This window comes from Herbaspirillum hiltneri N3, assembly GCF_001267925.1.
GTDB classification, from domain to species: Bacteria; Pseudomonadota; Gammaproteobacteria; order Burkholderiales; family Burkholderiaceae_D; genus Herbaspirillum; species Herbaspirillum hiltneri.
The window spans coordinates 4,477,214-4,498,602 of sequence record NZ_CP011409.1 but is presented as its reverse complement, the minus strand read 5'-3'; the positions used below and the strand labels follow the sequence as shown (position 1 = coordinate 4,498,602).

Annotated in this window: 17 protein-coding genes; 6 read left to right on the top strand and 11 right to left on the bottom strand. The window is 62.0% G+C overall.

Going from position 1 to position 21,389, the window contains the following annotated elements:
- Positions 1-56: 56 nt before the first annotated feature.
- Together F506_RS20340 and pdxR are read right to left on the bottom strand one after the other, a co-directional pair.
- Positions 57-515, bottom strand: coding sequence for a carboxymuconolactone decarboxylase family protein (locus F506_RS20340; protein ID WP_053200457.1), 459 nt, complete (start codon positions 513-515; stop codon positions 57-59).
- A gap of 123 nt (positions 516-638) precedes the next feature.
- Complete coding sequence (pdxR, locus tag F506_RS20335; RefSeq protein WP_053201814.1) at positions 639-2,063, bottom strand: MocR-like pyridoxine biosynthesis transcription factor PdxR; 1,425 nt, start codon at positions 2,061-2,063, stop codon at positions 639-641.
- 198 nt (positions 2,064-2,261) lie between these two features.
- Here pdxR and F506_RS20330 point away from each other — a divergent pair, with 198 nt between their 5' ends.
- Entirely contained in the window at positions 2,262-2,870 is a 609-nt protein-coding gene (locus F506_RS20330; RefSeq protein WP_053200456.1) for an FMN-dependent NADH-azoreductase, read from the top strand.
- Between the two features lie 144 nt (positions 2,871-3,014).
- Positions 3,015-4,286: an HD-GYP domain-containing protein gene (locus F506_RS20325; RefSeq protein ID WP_053200454.1), complete on the top strand. Its 1,272-nt coding sequence runs from the start codon at positions 3,015-3,017 to the stop codon at positions 4,284-4,286.
- A gap of 112 nt (positions 4,287-4,398) precedes the next feature.
- Here the strand turns inward: F506_RS20325 and F506_RS20320 are convergent, their stop codons facing one another.
- Complete coding sequence (locus tag F506_RS20320) at positions 4,399-6,216, bottom strand: hybrid sensor histidine kinase/response regulator (protein WP_053200452.1); 1,818 nt, start codon at positions 6,214-6,216, stop codon at positions 4,399-4,401.
- A gap of 120 nt (positions 6,217-6,336) precedes the next feature.
- Here F506_RS20320 and F506_RS20315 point away from each other — a divergent pair, with 120 nt between their 5' ends.
- From F506_RS20315 to F506_RS20305, 3 genes are all read left to right on the top strand, one after another.
- Positions 6,337-6,963, top strand: coding sequence for a response regulator (locus F506_RS20315; RefSeq protein ID WP_053200450.1), 627 nt, complete (start codon positions 6,337-6,339; stop codon positions 6,961-6,963).
- Between the two features lie 155 nt (positions 6,964-7,118).
- The gene (locus F506_RS20310; RefSeq protein ID WP_144424133.1) at positions 7,119-8,525 is read left to right on the top strand and encodes a transferrin-binding protein-like solute binding protein; all 1,407 of its coding nucleotides are present in this window, start codon (positions 7,119-7,121) and stop codon (positions 8,523-8,525) included.
- Position 8,526: 1 nt separating this feature from the next.
- Positions 8,527-9,945 (top strand): surface lipoprotein assembly modifier, encoded by a 1,419-nt coding sequence (locus tag F506_RS20305; RefSeq protein WP_083458116.1) that lies wholly within the window; start codon positions 8,527-8,529, stop codon positions 9,943-9,945.
- A gap of 7 nt (positions 9,946-9,952) precedes the next feature.
- Here F506_RS20305 and F506_RS20300 read toward each other — a convergent pair whose 3' ends face one another.
- From F506_RS20300 to F506_RS20280, 5 genes are all read right to left on the bottom strand, one after another.
- On the bottom strand, positions 9,953-10,888 hold the full coding sequence (locus F506_RS20300) for a cupin-like domain-containing protein (RefSeq protein WP_053200445.1): 936 nt from the start codon (positions 10,886-10,888) through the stop codon (positions 9,953-9,955).
- 83 nt (positions 10,889-10,971) lie between these two features.
- Positions 10,972-11,433 (bottom strand): cupin domain-containing protein, encoded by a 462-nt coding sequence (locus tag F506_RS20295; protein ID WP_053200443.1) that lies wholly within the window; start codon positions 11,431-11,433, stop codon positions 10,972-10,974.
- A 73-nt stretch (positions 11,434-11,506) separates the two neighbouring features.
- Positions 11,507-12,814, bottom strand: a complete 1,308-nt coding sequence (locus tag F506_RS20290; protein ID WP_053200441.1) for an MFS transporter — start codon at positions 12,812-12,814, stop codon at positions 11,507-11,509.
- A gap of 33 nt (positions 12,815-12,847) precedes the next feature.
- Positions 12,848-13,606, bottom strand: coding sequence for an aldolase (locus F506_RS20285; RefSeq protein ID WP_053200439.1), 759 nt, complete (start codon positions 13,604-13,606; stop codon positions 12,848-12,850).
- A gap of 93 nt (positions 13,607-13,699) precedes the next feature.
- Complete coding sequence (locus F506_RS20280; protein ID WP_053200437.1) at positions 13,700-14,578, bottom strand: LysR family transcriptional regulator; 879 nt, start codon at positions 14,576-14,578, stop codon at positions 13,700-13,702.
- A gap of 750 nt (positions 14,579-15,328) precedes the next feature.
- Here F506_RS20280 and F506_RS20275 point away from each other — a divergent pair.
- A complete protein-coding gene (locus F506_RS20275; protein WP_053200435.1) occupies positions 15,329-18,973 on the top strand; it encodes an Ig-like domain-containing protein in 3,645 nt (1,214 codons plus the stop codon).
- A 219-nt stretch (positions 18,974-19,192) separates the two neighbouring features.
- Here F506_RS20275 and F506_RS23870 read toward each other — a convergent pair whose 3' ends face one another.
- The 3 genes from F506_RS23870 to F506_RS20260 all read right to left on the bottom strand — a co-directional run bounded on the left by F506_RS23870 (position 19,193) and on the right by F506_RS20260 (position 21,373).
- Positions 19,193-19,528 carry an IS3 family transposase gene (locus F506_RS23870; protein ID WP_144424132.1) on the bottom strand — a complete coding sequence of 112 codons (336 nt, stop codon included), beginning with the start codon at positions 19,526-19,528 and terminating at the stop codon, positions 19,193-19,195.
- Between the two features lie 161 nt (positions 19,529-19,689).
- On the bottom strand, positions 19,690-20,478 hold the full coding sequence (locus tag F506_RS20265) for a 2OG-Fe(II) oxygenase (RefSeq protein ID WP_235471257.1): 789 nt from the start codon (positions 20,476-20,478) through the stop codon (positions 19,690-19,692).
- 61 nt (positions 20,479-20,539) lie between these two features.
- Positions 20,540-21,373 carry a hypothetical protein gene (locus tag F506_RS20260; RefSeq protein WP_053200433.1) on the bottom strand — a complete coding sequence of 278 codons (834 nt, stop codon included), beginning with the start codon at positions 21,371-21,373 and terminating at the stop codon, positions 20,540-20,542.
- Positions 21,374-21,389 lie beyond the last annotated feature (16 nt).

The window sequence follows — 21,389 nt, the reverse complement described above, 5'->3', positions numbered from 1 at the left end:
GAGATATCCGTGGTTAATGCGCCGGGCCGTGCGGCCGGGCGCGATGAGAAAATGCCTTAAGCGGAAGCTGCAGCAGCAGCAGGGGCGGGACGGAAAGCAACACCGAAACGATTGAAGGCGTTCATCAGGCCAATCGCGTAGGTGAGATCGGCCAGTTCCTTGGCGTTGAACTCGGCTGCGGCCGCGGCGTAGTCGGCGTCGGGCACGCCGGTCTCGGCAACGCGGGTCACGCTTTCGGCCCAGGCTAGTGCGGCGCGTTCGCGATTGCTGAACAGGGCGCCGCCTTCATGCCAGACCGGCACCAGCACCAGCTTGTCGATGGCCAGGCCGGACTTGAGCAGGTCGCGGGTATGCATGTCGATGCAAAAGGCGCAGCCGTTGATCTGCGACACGCGCAGGTAGACCAGGTCGATCAGCGCCTTTGGCAGGCTGCCTTTGAGTAGGGAGGAGTAGACGCCGCCGAAGGCCTTGTAAGTTTCAGGTGACGCGTTGGCGTAGTCGATGCGCTTGTTCATGATGAGTCCTTGTGTTTGTCATTGAAGAGACTCCATGGTGCGCCGGCTTGGCCTAGTCTGGAAGGTCCATAAATAGACTTGGATTATGGACCATGACGGCGGATGCGACATGGCGTCCATCACTTACAGAAGCGCCAGGATGCGCCGTCCAAGCGCTTCGGCGGCAGCTTCGGAGGCCACGTTGGTGAAGTTGACCAGCAGCGCCGGCACGCGCGCGCCGTCGGTGGTCCAGTCGGTCAGCGCTTCGGCGTACAGGCCATCCTCGCGCATGCGCGCCACCAGCTTGCGGTCCGACATGCGGCCGCGCAGGCGCAGGATCAGGTGCATGCCGCCGGGCGGCGATTCGATGCGGATGTACTTGCCGAGCACGCGCTCCAGTCCGTTGCGGACGGCGTCGCGGCGTTCGACATAGAGCTTGCGCATGCGCTGGATGTGGCGTGCGAAATGCCCCTCCGCAATGAAGGCGGTGACGATCTCCTGCGTGAGCGCCGGAATGCCTGCGGCAAACACCTGGCTGACCGCCGCAAAGCATTCCACCTGCGACTCCGGCACCACTAGGTAGGCCAGCCTGATACTTGGGAACAGCACCTTGCTGAAGGTGCCTGCATACAGCACGCGACCGTCGCGGTCGAGGCTCTTGAGCGCCGGCAGCGGGCGGCTGACGTAGCGGTATTCGCCGTCGTAATCGTCCTCGACGATCCAGGCGCCGCTGCGCGCCGCCCATTCCAGCAAGGCCAGCCGACGCGGCAGAGATAGCGACACGCACAGCGGACTCTGATGCGCCGGCGTGACTACGGCCGCGCGTGCGCGCGGCGTTGTGGCGATGCCATATGCGACCTGCATGCCGTCTTCGTCGACAGGCACCGGCACTGCGTTCATACCCATGTGTGCCAGCAACTCGCGCGTGGGAGGATAGCCGGGATCCTCGACCCAGATGCGGTCGCCGCTTTTCAGCAAGGAGTGGCAGATCAATTCCATGGTATGGCGGTAGCCGGCAGTGACGAACACCTGAGCCGGAGAACATCGGATGCCGCGCGACAGTTGCAGGTAAGAAGCGATCTCGGTGCGCAGCGCCGGCAAACCGTAGACCGAGGGGTGCGCCATGTCGGCTGCTTGCATGGCGCGCACACAACGCGCTCCCAGGCGCGCCCAGATCTTGCGCGGGAAGGTATCGAGCGCGGGCAGGCCCATTTGGAACGGCAGGATGGAATCGGGCCGGAAACTGCTGGCCGGCGCCTGGTCAGGTGGCGGCAATCCGGCCCCGGCCAGACGTGGCCTGAGGTCGGGCGTGACGATGGTGCCGGCCTGGCCGCGCGCCTGGATATAGCCCTCCGCCGCCAGCAGTGAATACGCTGCCTCGATGGTGCCGCGCGCCAGTCCCAGTTCCTGGGTCAGCGCGCGGGCCGACGGAATACGGTCGCCAGGCTTGAGCACGCCGGCGGCGATGGCGCTGCGGAAACGGTCGTAGATTTGGCGATAGTACGGCGCCGTTGCCTGCGGATCCAGAGGCGCAAGGGGACTGGCGGGGCTGGTCTTGGGGGGAAGCATGGTCTGGTAAAAGTTGTCTCGGAATTTGAAATTGACCATGCCATGATGCTACTGGTGCCGATGTACAGGCAAGGCGAATTTATTCCATCATGGATCAATCAAAATGCCAATTCATGGATCTTGGGGATGAAGCATGGGGCTTCTTAAAATGAACGCCAATGTCTCAATCCTGAAACCTGAACTTCGAATGAATCAACAATGAACATTTTGCATCTCAGCTGCAGCCCGCGGGGGCAAGAATCCGAGAGCTACCGGCTCTCCCAGAAAATCATCAGCTTCCTGCAGAGCCGTACGCCTGCACTGGCGGTAGTCCGGCGCAACGCCGCCGAGGGCGACGTGGCGCATGTCGACGCCAACTATGCCGACGTGCTAGGCGCGGCCCGGGAGCCGGCGGGATTTTCTGTGGAGGGTTCCATCTCCCGTTCGGAACAACTGATCTGCGAGCTGGAGCAGGCCGATGCAGTTCTCATCAGCACACCCATGCATAACCTGACGGTGCCGTCAGCATTGAAGGCGTGGATCGACCATGTGGTGCGTATTCGGCGCACCTTCGATGTAACCCCGCAGGGAAAGATCGGCACGCTGCGCGACCGGCCGGTATACATCGCGGTGTCGTCCGGCGGCGTGTACTCCGGCGAGCGAGCGCGTCAGCCGGATTTCCTGACGACCTATCTGAAAACCATTCTGGCATCGATCGGCTTGCACGACCTGCATTTTTTCTCGGTGCAGGGGACGGCATTCGGCCCGCATGCGCTGGCTCAGGCCCGTGCCGACGCGGATCAGGCGCTGCGCAAGCACTTCACTTGATACAGCTCGGAAAACTATTTCATTTTTAACAATAGGTAAAAAAAAGAGTCGCGCTTTGCACGTTTGCAATACTATTTGGGCCGGAGAGATAATCAACGCTAAAACAGCGCGCCATTCGTCCTAGCCTGAGCAGATTGCAGAAACATGAGCCTTTTGAAAAAGATCAAAGTCGACGAACTCGAACTGGGAATGTACTTCTGCGGCTTCGAAGCTGCATGGCTGGACCACCCGTTCTGGAAAAATCGCTTCCTGCTGAAAGACGTCGCCCATCTGAAGCAGGCGCGCGGCAGCGGGATTATGTATTGCTGGATCGACGTCGAGCAGGGCAAGGACGTCGCGGTGGAAGAGCCGGAACAGCAGGAAGCAGAACCAGAGGCCGGTCCGGAGTCCGGCGCTGAACCCGTAAGCGCCGAAGCCGCACCGGGTTTGCGCGATGAATTGCCGGTCGCCATCGGCGCCGATCCTTTCTTCGAAGAGCTGGAGCAGGCGCAACGGTTGTGCGAAAACGCCAAGGACACCACCAAGGCGATGTTCGCCGACATCCGCATGGGCCGCGTCATCGACATGGACCGCTGCGTCGACCTGGTCGATCAGGTGACGGCGTCGATCATGCGCAACAGCGCCGCCATGACCAGCATCGTCCGGCTCAAGCTTGCCGACGACTACACCTACATGCATTCGGTCGCCGTCTGCACGCTGATGGTGGCCCTGGGCCGCACCATCGGCATGGATGAACCCGCCTGCAAGGAAGCCGGTCTCGCGGGTCTGCTGCACGACGTCGGCAAGGCCTTCATCCCGGTGCCGATCCTGCACAAGGCGGGCGGCCTGACGCCGGCCGAATTGGACATCGTGCGCCGCCATCCGGTGCTCGGCTACAACCACCTGATCAAGAATCCCAACATCCCGCAATACGCCATCGAGGTGTGCCTGCATCATCACGAAAAAATCGACGGCACGGGCTATCCCGACAACCTCAGCGGCGCCGGCATTTCATTGCTGTCGCGCATGGCGTCGATCTGCGACGTCTACGACGCGGTGACTTCCGACCGTCCCTACAAAAAAGGCTGGGATCCGGCCGAGTCGCTCACCGCCATGGCGTCCTGGAGCGGCCATTTCGACAAGACCCTGCTGTCGGCCTTCGTCAAGACGCTCGGCATCTATCCAATTGGGTCGCTGCTGAAAATGGAATCCGGCCGCCTCGGGCTAGTGATCCGCCAGAGCGCGGGCGGGCTGACCAAGCCGGTGGTGAAGGCGTTCCGCTACGACAACAACGGCGACATCATCGATTCGGAAATCATCGACCTGTCCGATCCGGCGGCAAGCGACAGCATCCTCCAGCGCGGCGGCGAGGAATGGCTCAAGTACAACGGACTCAACAAACTGTGGATGCAGCCGATGACGTTGCAACCGCGCTGATCAGGTACGGTTTCCATCTCCGGGATCGCCCGGTTGCGCGGAGCGCATCTCACACCTTCGATGTGGCAATCGCGGCATTCCTCCGCCTTCAGTGCCGCCTTTAGTCCCACCTTCAGTCCCGCTCACTGCTCCGATGCCGCGGCTCCAGCAGCAGCTGCGAGATGGCTGCGCGCAGTTGCTGCGGGTCCAGCGGCTTGTGCAGCACCTGATAGCCGCTGGCGCTGGCCAGTGCGATGCCTTGCGGCGAGGTGTCGCCGGTGACGATGATGGCCGGGACCTCGTCGCCGGTGGCCTGAAAGACGGCGCGGATCACATCGATGCCGGTGACGTTATCGGCCAGGCGGAAGTCGCTGATCACCAGGTCCGGCCGGTGCGCGTCGTCGTGCAGTGCCGCCAGCGCCTGTTCCAGCGAACGCGCGAAGAGCACGGTGTAACCCCAGCTGTGCAACAGGATCTGCATGCTGTCGAGCACCTGCTTGTCATCGTCGACCACCAGCACGGTGGCGTTCGGTGTGGCGGAAGCGCTGGCGACGGGAGCCGGGGTGGCAAAAGCGGGCTGAACGTCCGGCGGCGCGGCGTCAAGAGGCCCGTGCAGGCGCAGCGAGAAGCACGAGCCTCTGCCCGGGACGGAGCGCAGGCCGATGCGCGCATCGATCAGCTGGGCGGTGCGCTGCACGATCGCCAGTCCCAGTCCGAGGCCTTGCTCGCGGTCGCGGGCGATGTTGTGGACCTGGTAGAACTCGCGGAAAATATGCGCGAACTGATCGACCGCGATACCCACGCCGGTATCGATGACGCAGATCTCCAGCGCCTCGCCGTCGATGCCGCCGCGGCGCCGGCAGGCGAGCAGGATCTTGCCGTTTTCCGTATAGCGCACGGCGTTCGAGAGCAGGTTGGCCAGGATGTTGTGCAACAACACCGGATCGGTGTCGAGCCAGGCCGTGGTGGGCCTGACCTTGAGCTGCAAGCCCTTGGCGGCTGCGGCCTGGGCGAACTGGTTGGCCAGCAGAGTGAAGGTTTCCTGCACGCTGAAGCGGTGTTTTTCGATCCGCACCACGCCGGCATCGAGGCGCGAAATATCCAGCAGCACGTTCAGCAACTGCGACATGCCGGTGAGCGCCGACTGCAACCGGCCGGCCAGCATGTCGACCGTGCCGGGCTCGATATGCGGCGCCTGGGCCACCGTGCGCAGGGTGGCGATATACAGGCCGAGCGCATGCACCGGCTGGCGCAAGTCGTGGCTGGCCGCGGCGAGGAACTGCGACTTGCTGCGATTGGCTTGTTCGGCGCGTTCCTTCTCTTCGGTAAGCTGGCGGATCAGGGCATTGTTCTCGAAGCGCAGCGCAATGGCGTCGCGCACGGTGCGCTGGATCACCCGGCTATACGCCAGGTTGACGCCCAGCAGGAACAGCGACAGCACGCCAAGCACCGAAAACAGATGGGTGCCGTGCGCAAACGAGCGCATGGCGAACGGCAGCACCGTCGGCAGGGCATAGACGTAATAGGCCGGCCAGAACGACGACAGCGACGCCACCGAGCCGCCGGTCATGCCGGCCAGCACGATGCAGATGTAGACGGTCACGATGGTATTCTCGGGAGAGAAAAACAGCAGCCCCATTGCGCCCCACAGGCAGCCGGATACGCCCGCCCACGCGACGTAGCGCCAGCAACGGCGCGATGTCGTGGCCTCTGCAGCGGTGCCCAGGCTGCGGCGATCGCGCCACACCAGCACGATGCGCAGCGCGGTGACCAGATAGATCGCCGCCGCCCAGCCGAGCAACGCGGCATGAGCCACTTCGTTCCACAGCAGGAACATCGTCAGGCCCGCCACCGCAGCATTGCCGAGGAAGATCGGCGGCGACTGGCGATACAGCGTATTGACCAGTTCCAGATACACTGAGCGGTCCTGGGTGGGGAGCAGGCGTGTCATTGTGGTGGGATACCGTTGGCTACGGGCGGCAGGCTTGCCGGGTTGCAAGGCAGTTTACTGTAGAACTCATTTGATCAACAGGCGCGAGCGCGGGCTTGCCTTGCTGGGGAGAAGGCGGGAATGAAAAACATAGTGCTGGCGGAAGATCACGCGATCATTCGCGACGGTCTCAAATTGCTTGTTTCGACGCGGCCGAATCTGTGCGTGGTGGCCGACACCGGCGACGGCGGCGAGGTCGAGCGGCTGCTGCGCGAACACCAGCCGGACCTGCTGCTGCTCGATCTCGACCTGCCCGGCCTGCACGGCATCGAGCTGACCCGGCGCATCAAGGCCTCCTTGCCGAACGTGCGCGTGCTGATCCTCACCGGCAGCCCCGGCGCTGCATCGGTGCGAGCGGCTTTCGAGGCCGGCGCCGACGGCTATGTGCTCAAGCATGAAAATGCCGATGAACTGCTGCACGCGATTTCCCTGGTGCTGTCGGGCATCGTCTATCTCAGCAAGGGGCTCGGCAGCATGACGGACTTGCCGTCACCGCCGGTGCCGGCAGCCCTCACCGCGCGCGAACAGCAAGTCCTCGCGCTCATCGCCCAAGGCGCTTCCAGCAACGACATCGCCGCCCGGCTCCATCTGTCGGTGCTGACGGTGCGCAAGCATCGCCAGAACCTGATGGTCAAACTGTCGCTGCACAACGTCGCCGAAGTCACCGCCTACGCCCTGCGCAGCAACCTGTTCGCCCCTTCGCCTTAGAGCCCGTTCGCGACCGGCGACGGGATCGTGAACAGGTTCTTAATCACCGCAGCCGCGGCAAATACTACAAATGCAGTATTTACCCCCGTCCCGCCCGGTTTTAGCATGATGCCCACAGAAAACAATCGCCGCTATCGGCAATTCAAGGGGAGAGCATGCCAACCACTCGTCAGCCGCACGTCCGGGGGCTTCGTCACAGCGGATCCGCACTGCGTATTCCTGCAATGATCCGCCTGTCGCTGGGTTTGCCGTTGATGGCGCTGGCGACCGCAGCGCCGGCGCAGGTTCCGGCAGGAGCATCGCCGGTGAACATGGAAGGGATGGAGCTGACGTCGATTTTTTCGCTGATCCAGCAGCAGCGCGCAGAACTCCAGAATGCCGATCCCGGTCAGCAAACGAAGCAAGGGCAACAGCAACGGGAGAAGGAAGCTCTGCAGTTCAAGGAAACCCTGGAACGGCTGCAGCAAAAGATAAAACAGCAAGAACGAACGAAGCAGGAACAGCAAACGGCGCAGGAGCAGGCCGGGCAGCAACTGGCGAAACGAGAGCAGCAGGAGCAGCAGGGGCAGCCCGGGCAGCAAAAGACAACGAAGGAATCGCAGCAGACGGTGCAACAGGAGCAGGAGCTCAAGGAAACACTGAAACAACCGCAACAACAGGTGAAGGCGCAGGAGCAGACGAAACAAGAGCAGACAAAGCAGGCGCAACAGACATCCCAAACATCCCAAACGCCGCAAACGCCGCAAACGCCGCAAACGCAACAGGCTCAACAGACAAAACAAGACCTGCAGCAAGAAGCGAAACAAGAAATAAGACAAGAGCTGCGGACCGCATCGCAATCGTCGCTCACGCCTGAAATCGCACCCCCGGCGCCACGCCGGCAGCAGCTGCTTGCCTTGCTCGGCGATGGCGAAACATCCCACGCCGCACCGGCGACGCCCGGCGAGGTCGCGGCGCATCTGGCTTTGGGCCAAGGCAGCGCCGCTGCTGCCGTGGGGATCAGCGCGGGAGGCATTGCCACCGCACCGGCGGGAGTAGCGGCGGCATTGCAGGCGGCCATGCTCGCCGGCGCCGTAGCGAGCAGCAGCGACACCAATACCGCATTGCTGCAACAGCGGCAGGAGCAGGCCGCCGCGAACGCAGCCCAACAACAGTCGTTCGCTTATGTCACGGCCAACATGGTCACGCCGCTGGCGAGCTTTCCGACGTCCATGCAAGCCACCTATACCGGTCCGGTCGGCGGTACGCTCAACTCGGGCGCGAGCGTGAGCGGCACCTTCCAGGCCACGGTCGATTTCGCGACGATCAAGAGCGGCGCTCCGGTTGTCCCGGGGAGCATTACTTTCGCCAACGGCCAGGGCAGCACGACCTTTACGCTATCGCTGCTGGGCGGCTACCTCGGCGGCTCGATGTCGGGCACGTATGGGGGGCAAGCGGTGACCGGATTCGTGATGAACGGCCGCTTTTACGGCCCGACGGGCGAACGACTGGCCGGCAGCTGGTCCATGCAGAACGGCGGCGGCTCATTGACCGGAACAGGTTCGTACAAGGCGCAGCGCTGACATGAGCGCATCTCTTTCCCGGTCGTCCCTACATCGCGCCGTGCCGCGCGCGTTGTGTCTGACTCTGTGCTTTGCAGCGGTCATCCATCCCGCCCGTGCCCAGAGCGATGCCGATGCCGGCGGGCGGCAAGCGGCGCTGCGCGAACAGAATGCGCTGGAGCTGGCGTTCGCGCGTCGCGCCCTCGCCGAAAAACGTCCCGACCTGGCCTGCGCGCTGCTGCGCGACACGCTGCCGCAGGACGATACCGAAGCCGAACGCATGCTGCTGCTGGGACGCTGTTCCAGCGCCACGCATGCGCGCGCGCAGGCCGAGCAATACTATCGCCGCGCCGTTGCGCTGGCTCCCGGCGCTGCGGCGCCCAGGATCGAGCTGGCCGGGCTGTATCTGGCCATGGGACGCCAGGCGGATGCTGCGACCTTGCTGACCGAGGCCGCCGGCGCCAGCGAAGGCCAGGCGCGCGCGATGCTGGATCAGCTGTCGGCGCAATTGCGCCCCAACGATCCGGTCTCGGCCAGCCTGGGTTCCAGGGACAAGCCATGGGCGTTGCAGTTGTACATGGGCATGACCTGGGACGACAACACCAATGCCGGTCCGGTCTCGCGCAGCGTGCCGGCCGTCATTGGCGGGATTCCGGTCACTTTCGACCTGGTGGAAGAGGCCATGCCGCGCAAATCGGCAGGCGCCGCCCTGGGACTCAACGGCAGCTACGCGGTACGGTTGGATGAGCGTTTCTCGCTGCTGTTCCAGGCGGCATGGTTCGGCACCGGTTACTTCGATCGGCAGGACTACAACAACGACAGCACCACGCTGGCGAGCGCGCTGGTCTATAGCGACAAGGCCTGGTCCGCCAGTCTGCAGCCCAACGTGCGCTACTCGCGTCTCGACGGGCGCTTGCAGGAAACGTCGCCGGGCCTGGTGAGCCGTGTTGCGCACGCACTCAACGACACGGTCTCGCTGACCGCCATCGGCGGCTATGCCAAACGCGTCGTCCACACCGACAGCAGCCGCGATGCCGATACCTGGCAGGGCGGCATGGGCGCGATCGCGCAACTGACGCCCAATCTGCAAGTCGGCGGCGAATATCTGTGGCAGCGCGAGCAGGCCCGCGCCGCGGTGTATTCACGCCGCCTGTCCGGTCCCAGCGTCTACCTGCAATATCGCGTTCATCCCGATGTGCTGCTCGGCGCCAATCTGAGCTACACCGATGTGCGCTACGACCAGGCGATGGCCTTGTTCGACCAGCCGCGCATTGATCGCCAGGTGATCGGTTCGCTTTCGGCGCTGTGGGACGTCAGCCGCTACGCCGGACGCAACATGGTGATCCGTGCGCAGTACACGCACATCGACAATCCTTCCAACATCGGCTACGGCTACTTCCGCCGCAACATGGCCAATCTGGGCGTGCAGATGCAGTTCTGAAGGGCGTTCACGCCGGGGCGGCGCCGCTCAACACCAGCGGCTGCGCCCTGGCCCAGCGATTGGCCGACAGCGAAAACGTCAGCGCGCGCACCTGGTGGTACCAGCCCGCCGGCACATACAGCAATTCGCCCGCTTGCACGATGCATTCGGTCAGCGCCGCCTGGCGCGCCAGTGGGAACCTGTCGAAATCCGGCGCTTCGGGATCGAAGGGCGAGCCGAACAGGATAGCGTTGGCCTCGCGCGGATAGAGGAATTCATCGTGATGCGGTGGCGCCAGAAAGATGCGCTTGGCGCCGCGGATCTGCGCAAAGATGTTGTCGTCGTAGTCGCAATGCAACGGGGTCACCGTGCGTGCAGGACCGAGCCAGAAACGCGGCGGCCCCATCTTCCTGAAATAGGCCGGCCAGTGACACAGCCTGTTCAGCGCCCGCATTTCCAGATTGCCCACGTACGGCGGCAAGCCGGGATCCGCATCGGCGTCGGCCACCAGATCGAGATATTCCCGCAGCGGCATGTCCTGCATCGCGCGGTCGGTGGCGAACGCGGTGTTGACGTAATCGCCGACCCGCGCGCGCACCTGCAGCTCGCCGAAATCTTCGCGCAGGTCTTGCGGCGTCAGTGCGCACAGCGGCCATTTTTCGACCAGATCGGTAATGATGAACGGCAGGCCTTTCGCTGCCTGCGCATTGAATGCAACGGCGTCGAGGACGCCGACGCGCGGTACTTCGGAGAGGGGAGGCAGGCCGCGGCTCGCGTGCCGGATGGCCTCGCGCATGTCCGCGATCGAGGCGACCCCGCGCACCTGGGCGTCTTTCTGTTCGCGGGCCTGTTTTCTGGCGAGCGCAGCTTCCGGCGACAGAGGTGTGTCCGGCCGTGGCGGCAGCAGTCGGGCTGATCGGGAGGGGGCCGGCGACCCTTGCCTGTCGGTCGGTATCTTGTTCATCGTCCGCGATTTTACTATGCCCGTCGCGATGGCTTTCGCCACGTCCCGACTTGCTCCGGGGCAGGTGCAGACAATGTCTGCGCCTATTTTTCCTGTTTCGTCACGGGGGCGCGTTGCGTCTTTATCTGCTTGCGGGTAGCCGGGTCGAAACCTGCGCTATTCCTGAAGATGTTGGGTTTGCGATAGATCGCCAGGATGATGCAGCCCTCGGCGCTGTGGGTCTCGTGCAGCGAATCCTTTTTGCGCCAGACGTATTCGCCGGCGTGGGCGATGCCGTCGTGGTCGGAAAACGATCCCGCCAGCACATAGCTTTGCTCCAGGTCGGCATGCCTGTGCATCGGCAAGGTGGTGCCCGGCTGCCAGCGCAGCAGGCAGGTCATTTCACCGGCTTCCTTGTCTTCGTAGAGCACCTTGATTTCAACGCCCTCGAATTGCGACGGCTTCCAGTCCATTTCCTGCGGACGGACATAGGTCGAACCGCCCACGGTGGGCGACAGCCGTCCGCTCAGGCGTTCGTCAAAGGACTTGTCGGCTTTCTGGTTCATTGCACGTCTCCTCGGTTTTTGCGGGTTTGCCTCCTCATCGCAGCGTACTGCAATGGGAGGCCGGATGGAACAGTCAGTCGTTCGCCTTCATCAGTGACACGCTGGCAACGGCAATGACGCCGAGGCAGGTCAGCCAGGTCGCCAGCAGCAGCGGATTGCCGTGGTTGATCTTGAGCAGCCAGGTCGCGACCAGCGGCGCCAGCCCGCCGCCGATGGCGCCGGAGACCTGCACCGCCAGCGAGATGCCGCTGTAGCGCACGTGCGGCGGGAACTGCACCGAGAACAGATTGCCCTCCGGACCGTAGAGCAGCGAGTAGATCACGCCGATCGCAATCACCATCGCCAGATAGATGTAGGCCTCGGTGCCGGATGCCAGCAGCCTGAAGAACACGAAGCCGAACAGGCAGATGCCGATGGCGCCGAGCGCAAATATCTTGCGGTGCCCGAACCGGTCGCCCAGTATTCCGGTCATCGGCATGAAGAACAGTGCAACCAGTGCGCCGACGATGATGGCGTTGAGCATCAGGCCCTTGGTCAGTCCCAGCTGCAGGGTGCCGTAGGACAGCGCAAAGGTGGCGACGGTGTAGAACCAGGTGACTTCCGCCAGGCGCGCGCCGCAGACCGTGAGCAGGCTTTTCCAGTGATGCTTCAGGACGTAGACGACCGGCAGCTTCACTTCCTGGCCGTGCTTCTTCATGTTCTCGAAGTCGGGCGATTCGGCCACCTTGATGCGGATGAACCAGCCGACGATCAGCAAGGCCACGCTGGCGACGAACGGAATGCGCCACGCCCAGCCCAGCATGTCCGCCTCGGGCAGGCGCGCCACGGCGGCCATCGCCAGCGATGACAGGATCAGGCCCGGCGCCACGCCGGTTTGCGGCAGGCTGCCGAAGAATCCCTTCTTGCCTTTCGGTGCATGCTCGACCGCCATCAGCACCGCGCCGCCCCATTCGCCGCCGACCGCCAGGCCCTGGATGATGCGCATGATCACCAGGATCACCGCCGCCCAGTAGCCGATCTGCTCGTAGGTCGGAATCAGGCCGATGATGATGGTCGGGATCCCCATCATCAGCAACGTGATCAGCAGCATCGACTTGCGTCCGATCTTGTCGCCGAAGTGGCCGAACACGATGCCGCCCAGCGGCCGCGCCAGGAAACCGACGGTGTACGTGGCGAAGGACGCCAGCGTGCCCGTCAGCGGGTCGAAGGCCGGGAAGAACAGCTTGTTGAAAATCAATGCGGCGGCGGTGCCGTAGATGAAGAAGTCATACCATTCGATGGTGGTGCCCAGCATGCTGGCGATGCCGGCGATCACGTGCTGGCGGCTTTTCTTTTCCTCGTGCGGGACGCTGCGCGCGTCCAGTTCTGCATTTCCTTGCATTTCGTCTCTCCTCTTTTTTCTTGTGTATCCCGGTCAGCGGGAAGCGTCGTCCTGGCGGCACCAGTAATCGAAGGTGCCTTTGACAATCGACGGCTTCAGCAGGTAGTCGTGCGCCTCGGCGGCGAGATGATCCGGCAGCGGCGTGGTCGGGCCGAACACGCGCGCGCGGACCTGCATCCGTGCCGCGCGTTCCAGATAGACCGCCAGATAGGTGGCTTCCTCCACGCAGTCGCCGGTGGTCAGCTGGCCGTGACTGGCCAGGATGATCGAGCGGTTGCGGCCCATCGCTTCGGAGATGATCACGCCTTCCTGATCGGCGATCGGCACGCCCGGCCAGTCCGGCAGGAAGGCGCAGTCGTTGTGGAACGGCGTCATGTCCATCTGCGATACCACCAGCGGCTGCCTGGCCGCCGCCAGCGCCGAGACGTAGGGAGAGTGAGTGTGGATGATGCTGTTGCAGTGCGGCCGCGCCTTGTACACCCAGAGATGGAAGCGCGTCGCGGGATTGGCCATGCCCGTGCCGGACAGGGTGTTGAGGTCGCCGTCGACCTCGATGAAATCTTCCGGCGTGGCTTCGTCGAAACCGAGGCCGAAACGCAGTGTCCAGTAAGCGCCGGCGCGTTCGGAGCGGGCGCTGATCTGGCCCGCCAGACCGGCTTCCTGTCCCGTCATCGCCAGGATGCGGGCCGCATAAGCGAGCGTCTCGCGCAGCGAGCGATTGCTCTTGCCGAGATGCTGCTGCATTTCCTGCGTGGCTCGCTGGTCGAAATACTCCTTGCTTCGCAGTTCCATCACTTCTCCTCATCTGGTTTGGAATGGGAGGAAGTATTGGTGACGGACTTTATTTAATCCATGACGCCGGATGCATAGCTGCTATGCATTTTTTTATTTGCTGTGCTCCAGCGCAATATCGAGGATGAAGTCGACCAGCGCCGTCTTCGCGCGCCCCTTCCTGGTGATGGCGACGATGCGCCGCTTCAGCGCGGGACCGGCCAGCGGCACGCGCACCAGGCCGTAGTCGTGCAGCAATTCCGCGGAGATGCGGTCGGGCAGAACGCAGCATGCCGAGGTCAGCGAGACCAGCTTGAGCATGGCGTCGACGGTTTCGACTTCCGCCGAGATCTTCGGCGTAAAGCCGTGGCGGTCGAGCATGCGCCGCAACGCGTAATGCGGCGGGAAAGCCACCAGCGGAATCTCTTGCGCCGCCAGATCGACCGACGCCTTGTTCACCAGTGGCGAGCTGGCCTGCACCACCAGCACCATCGTCTCTTCAAACAGCGGCGTGATGTCCACCGCATCGGTGGCGACCGCCGTGTCGTAGACAAAGCCGATCTCGGCCTTGCCCGCCTCGACCAGATCGACCACCTCCGGCGAGCTCCTGCCGACCACCGAAATATTCACCGCCGGCCGCTGGCTCATGAAGCTGGCGACCACGTTGCCCATGAAGTAGTAGCTCAGCGTGTGGATGGTGGCGACCTTGATGCTGCCCGTGGTCCGGCCTTGCTCGTTGCGCAACTGCCTGACGACATCGTCGATGGCATCGTAGGCGGGGCGCGCGGCGTCGCGCAAGCGGATGCCGGCCTCGGTCAGCTTGATGCCGCGACCGTTGCGGTCGAACAGCTGATTGCCGACCTCGACCTCCAGGCCGGCCAGCGTGCGGCTCAGGCTGGACTGGCTCATGCCGAGCAGATTGGCGGCTTCCGAGAGGGTGGGGCAGCGGCAGATCTCGAGGAAGAGGCGGACTTGATGATCGGCGTGTTTCATGGCTTGGCTGAGGTGGCTGAGGTGGTGAGGCGGCTGATTTCGGGTGACGGTGCCTGAGTTGTGATTTTGCGATAAGTCGGACGTCTTCGATAGCCAATTCTGACATTTCTCAGCCAGGCCTGGGTCTGCAAGGGCGTGATGCATCCGGGGGAAGACCGGCGAGCAGGAATCGCAGTACGCCGACGCACCTCATTTTCCCCTCAGGCCCGACAACGCGCGCTATCCCTGATAGCAAACAAAATCTAAAAAGTGAGACACCCGGTCAAGTCCCGAAAAAAAGTGAACTACACTCGCGTGCGGAAACCGGGCTGTCCATCAACAAAGACAAGGCCGCCACGCAAAACCGGAAAGGGTTTACGGAGAGTGACGTCACGCGTTCGTCACTTTCTCCGCGTCGTCGGAAACGCCTGCGCAGCACAGAAGCAGATTAAAAAAACAAGAGTGCGCCTTTGTCTCTGCGGCGTATTCACGGATGCCGTTTTCATCTAAAAAATCCCGGCCACAGCGACATCAGATTGCGAACACCGGCTTCAGAACATTCGCACGGCCATCCAGGGGGATGCATGCTTCAACCTAGTTCCATCGGCGTCGCAAGCCGCATTCTTTCATCGTCACCAATGTCGCCGTGGCGACGTGCATGTATTGCCACAAGCGGGATATGGGCAAGCGCGATTGCACTGGCGACGGCGCCGCTGCTGACAGTGGCGCTGACGTTGCTGCTGCTGCTGGGAAGCTGGGTCAATCCGGCCTATGCTGCCGTTTCTCCTTGCGGGGACAATCACAGGCGCAGTCGCCTCCGGCCAGCAAATTCAGCTTCACTTTGACACTTGTTCGTCCAGCCGATGGAACGGCATTCTGACGAATCCCGCAAATGGCAGCATCGTCGCAGCAACTCCTGCGACGGGCGACACCAATACCTACATTACCTACTCCAACAACGGCAACGGCCAACTTTCGGATACGTTCACCGCCAAGGACGAAAACGACAACACCATTACCTTCAATATCACCGTGGGTGCAGCGACTTCGCCGCCGGTGGCAGGCCCGGCCAGTCTGGCGGTGACATACAACAGCACGCTCAACCCGGTGACGCTGTCGCTCAGCGGCGGCGCGACGGCATCCGTGGCGGTCTCCAGCCCACCGTCGCACGGCGCGACCCTCATCAGCGGCACCACCATCAGGTACACCCCGGCCATCGGCTACAACGGCCCGGATTCGTTCGCCTACACCGCCACCAATGCAGGCGGAACCTCGGCACCGGCAACCGTGAGCGTGACGATGACGGCGCCGACGATTACTGTGTCGCCAAGCGGCGCCGCACTCAGTGCGACGACGGTATCGGCATTCAACCAGTCGTTCAGCGCCGGCGGCGGCAGCGGTCCTTATATCTACAGCCAGACCGGCACCTTGCCCGCCGGCCTGAGCTTCAATGCCGGTACGGCAACGCTGTCGGGAACGCCGACCGAGGCCGGAACCTTTTCCTTTACGGTCACCGCTGCTGACAGCTCCACCGGTACCGCTGCCACCGGTTCGCGCACTTACACGCTGACCGTGACGGGGCCGACGATCAGTGTGTCGATCGGCGCGGCCACGCTCCAGCGCGGCGTACCTGCCACTCTGCAGGCGAGCGCCAGCGGTGGCAGCCCCGCGTACACCTATACCGTCATCGGCGGTGCGTTGCCGACCGGCCTGAATCTGACAGCAGCCACCGGCGCCATCACCGGCACGCCTTCTGCGGCCGGCGCGTATTCCTTTACGCTCAGAGCAACTGACGTCAATGGCTTCAGCGGAACACAAGGCTTCGCCGGCAACGTCGGTGCGGGCGCGCCGATTGCCACTGCGTCCAGCGTCACGGTCGCTTATAACAGCGGCGCCGGCAGCTACACGATTGCCGCATCGCTGAGCGGCGGGGCCGCCACTTCGCTGACTGTCACCACCGGTGCGACGCATGGCTCGGTCGCGGTGCTCAGCACCTCATCGTTCAGCTATACACCGACCATCGGCTATGCCGGAGCGGATTCGTTCTCTTACACGGCGACCAACGCGGTCGGCACATCGTCACCGGCGACCATCTCTGTCACGGTCGGTGTACCGACTGTCAGCATCACGCCATCCGCGACATGGAACGCCACGGTAGGTACCGCCTATAGTCAGACGCTGATCTGGAGCGGCGGCAGTGCGCCGTACAGCGCGGTCAGCGTGACGGGCCTGCCGACCGGTCTTGCCTACACCACAAGCGCCACCGGCGCGTCCATCACCGGTGCGCCGACGCAGAGCGGCAGCTTCTCGGTCACGGCATCCGCCAACGACAGCACCACGCCGACGCCGGTGACCAAATCGCAGGTGTTCACGCTGACGGTCGGCGAGGCCGTTCCCGTGGCCGCAGCCGACAACGCCACCACGAATGCCAATCAGGCGGTGACGATTCCGGTCACCCTCAATGACACTGGCTCCATCACCAGCGTTGTCGTGGCAGGCAACCCCGCACACGGTACCGCCGTCGTCAACGGCTTGAGCATTGTCTATACGCCCGCCACCAATTATTTCGGCAGCGACAGCTTCACCTATCTGGCGACCGGACCAGGCGGCACTTCGCCGGCGGCCACGGTCACCGTCACGGTAGCTGCGCTGGCGGCGCCTGCCTCGCCGCCGCAAAGCGCCAGCGTGCGGCCCGGCCAGTCGGTGACGCTGCATGCCGGCGCTGCTGCCGCCAACGGTCCGATTACGGCGGTGACGATTGTCGGCGCACCAACTTCCGGCAACGCCGTGGTCGGTGGCACCGACATCGTCTATACCGCTGCCGCCGGCTTCAGCGGCAACGTGCAATTCACTTACACGCTGTCGAACGTCTTCGGCGCCTCGGCCCCGGTGACGGCCACGATCAGCGTCGGCGCGGTGCCGGTAGCCGTCAACCAGAGCATCTCCGGCGCGGCCGGCGCCACGGTGTCGGTCGATCTGACCACGGGTGCCACCGGTGGTCCCTTCACTGCGGCGACGCTCGGTGCAATCAATCCTGCGGCAGCCGGCACCGCTGCCATCGCCAGTGCCGGGGGTGCACCCCTCCGCTTGAGCTTCACACCCGCAGCGGCGTTTACCGGCATCGCCACGGTGAGCTATACGCTGACCAATGCGTCCGGTACGTCGGCTGCCGCGACCGTGAACATCACCGTCGCCGCGCGCACCAATGCTGCCAACGATGTTCAGGTCAAAGGTCTGGTCGCCGCGCACAGCCAGAGCGCGAGTCGCTTCGCGACGGCGCAGCTGGGCAACTTCAGTCGCCGCCTGGAAAGCCTGCACGGCACCGGCTGGGCGCAGTCCAGTTTTGGCCTCGGGTTTGCCCAGCCGGCCGCGCCGGTCAAGCCGCTGCTGGCGCAATGGAATGAGGATGAAATCGATCGCGTGGTCGGTTCGCCACTGCAGGCCGGCATGCGCAAAGTCGGCTGGCCGTTGCTGAGCCAGGCCGGCAAGCCTGCGGCCAAATCAGCTGCGGCTGCGGCAGATGGCAATGGCCTGGCTGCATTGCCGGAACTGCCGGCCAAGCCTGAGCAGACCAGACAAGAACTGTCGCTATGGATCGCCGGCACGGTCGACTTCGGTCAGCGCAACGCCAACGGCCAGCAGGAAGGTTTCCGCTTCACCACCAACGGTGTCAGCATGGGCGCCGACTATCGCCTCAGCGATCAGATCACCATCGGTGCTGGTACCGGTTACAGCCGCGACCGCAGCGATATCGGTGAAAACGGCAGCAAAAGCATCGGCCAGAGCGTAGTCGCCACCGTCTATGGCAGCTTGCGACCAACGCCGAACATTTTCATCGACGGCATGTTCGGTTACGGCGCACTCAACTTCGACTCGACCCGCTATGTGACCGATGACGGCAGCTTCGCCACCGGTCAACGCGGCGGCAAGCAACTGTTCGTGGCGCTGTCGAGCGGCTATGAGTTCCGCGGCGACAGCTGGATGTGGTCACCGTACGGCAAGGTCGATCTGACGTCCACCACGCTGGCGCAATATACCGAAGCCGCCGCCGGCAACAATGCACTGACCTATTTCAAACAACGCGTGCGCACCAGCAGCGGTACTTTCGGCCTGCGTACCGAAGGCCGGTACTTGAGCCGTTTCGGTATGTGGACGCCGCGCGCCAGGCTTGAATACCGCCGCCAGTTCTCCGGCGCCGGCGAAGCAGGAATTTCGTATGCAGACCTGGCCTCGTCAGGCCCGGCCTACGTGATCCGCTCGGACGACAGTTTCACCGGCAACTGGACAGCCGGCTTAGGCATGCGATTGCTGATGGCCAGCGGCGCGTCGCTGATCGTCGACTACAGCAGCAATCTCAATGTCGGGCAGGGGCGGTATTCGTCGATCCTGCTCGGGGTTAATGTGCCGTTGCGCTAAATAGCGATGTGAAAAAGGTGTGTGAATGCCGCGTTAACATGCGGTCAAATGACCACAATGAATAAAGTTGGTCGACAAAGTACGTGCTAAGTGTTTGATTTAAAAGAAATAGAATTTGCAGTTAAAGTTGGCCGAGCCATAGCCCTATAGGTAGTTAGGGGCAGAGCATAATTAAAAAAGTTGGTCGTATAGTTGAAAAGCGAAGCCATGGCAGCCTAGTTACGGTTTGGAGATGGCGTAGCCGATCATCTTGCGACTGCAGGCGTCCAGAACGACTGCCAGATAGATAAAGCCAGAAGCGATGCGGATGTAGGTGATATCAGCAACCCAGACACGATCCGGCTCCTTTGGGATGATGTTGCGATAACGGTTAGGGAACACTGCGAGATTGCTCTCAGCGTCTGCAATGGGCTTGAACCTGCGCCGGTGATGCGCATGCAGCTCGTTCTCCCGCATGACTCTGGCAACACGCTTGTGGTTGATGACATGGCCTCGTGCCTTGAGCTCCAGGGTGATACGCCGATAGCACCAAGTCAGAAAAGTTAACAGACCCAAAATCTAATTCCGCAATACTCTCTAAGTGGTGTTCGCCGCTGATTCCGGTGCATGCGCTGTACCCGGCGCGCAAATTTCTGCCGGCCAAGTTGCGCGTTTTTCTTGAAACCTTGCAGGCCTGGGACGGTCCGTTCTGGAGCAGGTAGGTAGTCGGAGGAGGGTCAGTTCTTGCGGTAGGCGAATCTGGATAGATTGAGGTCTGCGCGCATTCTGATCAGATCTTCAATGTCTTTATTGTTTCTCTGTTCTTCTCTCGGCGCGAACAATGCGCGTTCCCGCCGGTCGGCGCTTTCTGCCGGCTTGCAGAGGTAGTAGATCGCCAGGCTTTTTCTGTAGATGCCTTCCGGCTGGACTAGGGGGCGATTCATGCCATGCCAGGAATTTTGCGTCGTATCGAACAGTACGGCCCGATTGAATTTCGGCGCTATTTCCTTGATCAGCTTGTCGGGCTGCCGGGCGACTTCATCGTTCGACCAGAACCCCAGATGTCCGCCATGCTTTTCCTCGAGTTGTTCAGACACGTAGATGATCAGGTTCAGTTTTCTTTGCAGACCCAGTTTGGGATGAATGGAATAATCCAGATGCGGATTCAGGTTTCCTCCGACGCCATGGATATGCCAGCCGCCGCCATGCAGGCCCAGATCTGAATGCAACGTCACTCCAGTCAGACGCGATAACGCAGCGACAAACCGTTCCGAATTCAGATGCTGGAACAGCTGGTAAGTATCTTTTGGGAAAATATTCCAGTCGTTCAGTGCTTTCTTGTCCTCAATCTGGTTTTTGTAGCTGAACCATTGCGGCGCGTCGTAACCAATGAACTCATCTTTTATTTTTTCCAAGCATTCTTCCGCAAGAAAATCATCGACGACAACGTGATCGAAGGGCACGGCGTTCTTGAAGCCAGCCATCGCCTTTTCCAGATTGTGAAGATTGACAAATTTTTCCATCATTCCTCTGTTCCCTTCTCATTTCGTCTTTTTTTACCTACCCCTCGCAGTGAGGAGATACTTCTTAAAGTTGGACGATGTGCTGTTCGTCTGTGAACTCCGGATCGCAGCGGATCAGCACGCTTTGGCGCAAGGCAAGGTAGTCGTCCAGGTAGTGTTGTCTCTGCGATTTCATGTAGGCCAGTTTCAGTGCATTGAGCATTCTAAGTTCATCGCGGCACGGAAAGTACAGCAGTGGAACGAACGGCATTTGATAGTTGGCAATCTTCAGTTGGGGCGTCAGGGCCAGGAGGGCGGAGGCGATGCGTTCGATGACGAATACCTTGGTCTGCACCTGGCTTTTTCCATAGCTTGCGGCTGTGTTGAGCCGTGCGCTCAAATCGTTTTTTTTGTACTCTGCGATGTCAAAAATACGTTCGGTAAGGGCAAACCACCTGCGCCAGAAAACGGGCTTCGCGATGATGTAATTGCAGAAGACGCTGGTGCGAAAATCGTTGATCAACGACTTGAAATCAATGTGCACATCGATATGACGGAAGAAATCCTCCGTGACCGAGAGCATCCCCGGGTGGCATTTTTCGCCGTGCTCGAAAACGTTCAGATAGCATGCGGAGTCCGCCAAGGACGGCGAAAACGTATAGACATCGGCGTCTGGATTGTCCTTCATGAACGACGCAAGCATCTTTGCCGTCAAATGCGTTTTGGTTCTGAATAGCGGCGACAGGAAGCCGTAGTAACTGGTTTCCTCGAGCACGTTCTCAAGAAAGTAATGACGTATTCCCCAGTATTCACGCCAGTCAGAACGCGGGTTTCCTACGATTTCCAAAGGCATGAACCCTGGATCCAACATCGCTTTGCTGGCCTGGTCATAATGAAATTGGAAGATGTTGATAGTCATCAGACGAGCGGATTTA

Excerpts from the sequence above, each read along its gene's own strand:
- F506_RS20310 (WP_144424133.1), top strand. The coding sequence starts at position 7,119 with ATGCCAACCACTCGTCAGCCGCACGTCCGGGGGCTTCGTCACAGCGGA.
- F506_RS20275 (WP_053200435.1), top strand. The coding sequence starts at position 15,329 with ATGCTGCCGTTTCTCCTTGCGGGGACAATCACAGGCGCAGTCGCCTCC.
- F506_RS20265 (WP_235471257.1), bottom strand. The coding sequence starts at position 20,478 with ATGATGGAAAAATTTGTCAATCTTCACAATCTGGAAAAGGCGATGGCT.
- F506_RS20300 (WP_053200445.1), bottom strand. The coding sequence starts at position 10,888 with ATGAACAAGATACCGACCGACAGGCAAGGGTCGCCGGCCCCCTCCCGA.
- F506_RS20315 (WP_053200450.1), top strand. The coding sequence starts at position 6,337 with ATGAAAAACATAGTGCTGGCGGAAGATCACGCGATCATTCGCGACGGT.
- pdxR (WP_053201814.1), bottom strand. The coding sequence starts at position 2,063 with ATGCTTCCCCCCAAGACCAGCCCCGCCAGTCCCCTTGCGCCTCTGGAT.
- F506_RS20295 (WP_053200443.1), bottom strand. The coding sequence starts at position 11,433 with ATGAACCAGAAAGCCGACAAGTCCTTTGACGAACGCCTGAGCGGACGG.
- F506_RS20285 (WP_053200439.1), bottom strand. The coding sequence starts at position 13,606 with ATGGAACTGCGAAGCAAGGAGTATTTCGACCAGCGAGCCACGCAGGAA.
- F506_RS20290 (WP_053200441.1), bottom strand. The coding sequence starts at position 12,814 with ATGCAAGGAAATGCAGAACTGGACGCGCGCAGCGTCCCGCACGAGGAA.
- F506_RS20260 (WP_053200433.1), bottom strand. The coding sequence starts at position 21,373 with ATGACTATCAACATCTTCCAATTTCATTATGACCAGGCCAGCAAAGCG.
- F506_RS20340 (WP_053200457.1), bottom strand. The coding sequence starts at position 515 with ATGAACAAGCGCATCGACTACGCCAACGCGTCACCTGAAACTTACAAG.
- F506_RS20330 (WP_053200456.1), top strand. The coding sequence starts at position 2,262 with ATGAACATTTTGCATCTCAGCTGCAGCCCGCGGGGGCAAGAATCCGAG.
- F506_RS20320 (WP_053200452.1), bottom strand. The coding sequence starts at position 6,216 with ATGACACGCCTGCTCCCCACCCAGGACCGCTCAGTGTATCTGGAACTG.
- F506_RS20325 (WP_053200454.1), top strand. The coding sequence starts at position 3,015 with ATGAGCCTTTTGAAAAAGATCAAAGTCGACGAACTCGAACTGGGAATG.
- F506_RS20305 (WP_083458116.1), top strand. The coding sequence starts at position 8,527 with ATGAGCGCATCTCTTTCCCGGTCGTCCCTACATCGCGCCGTGCCGCGC.
- F506_RS20280 (WP_053200437.1), bottom strand. The coding sequence starts at position 14,578 with ATGAAACACGCCGATCATCAAGTCCGCCTCTTCCTCGAGATCTGCCGC.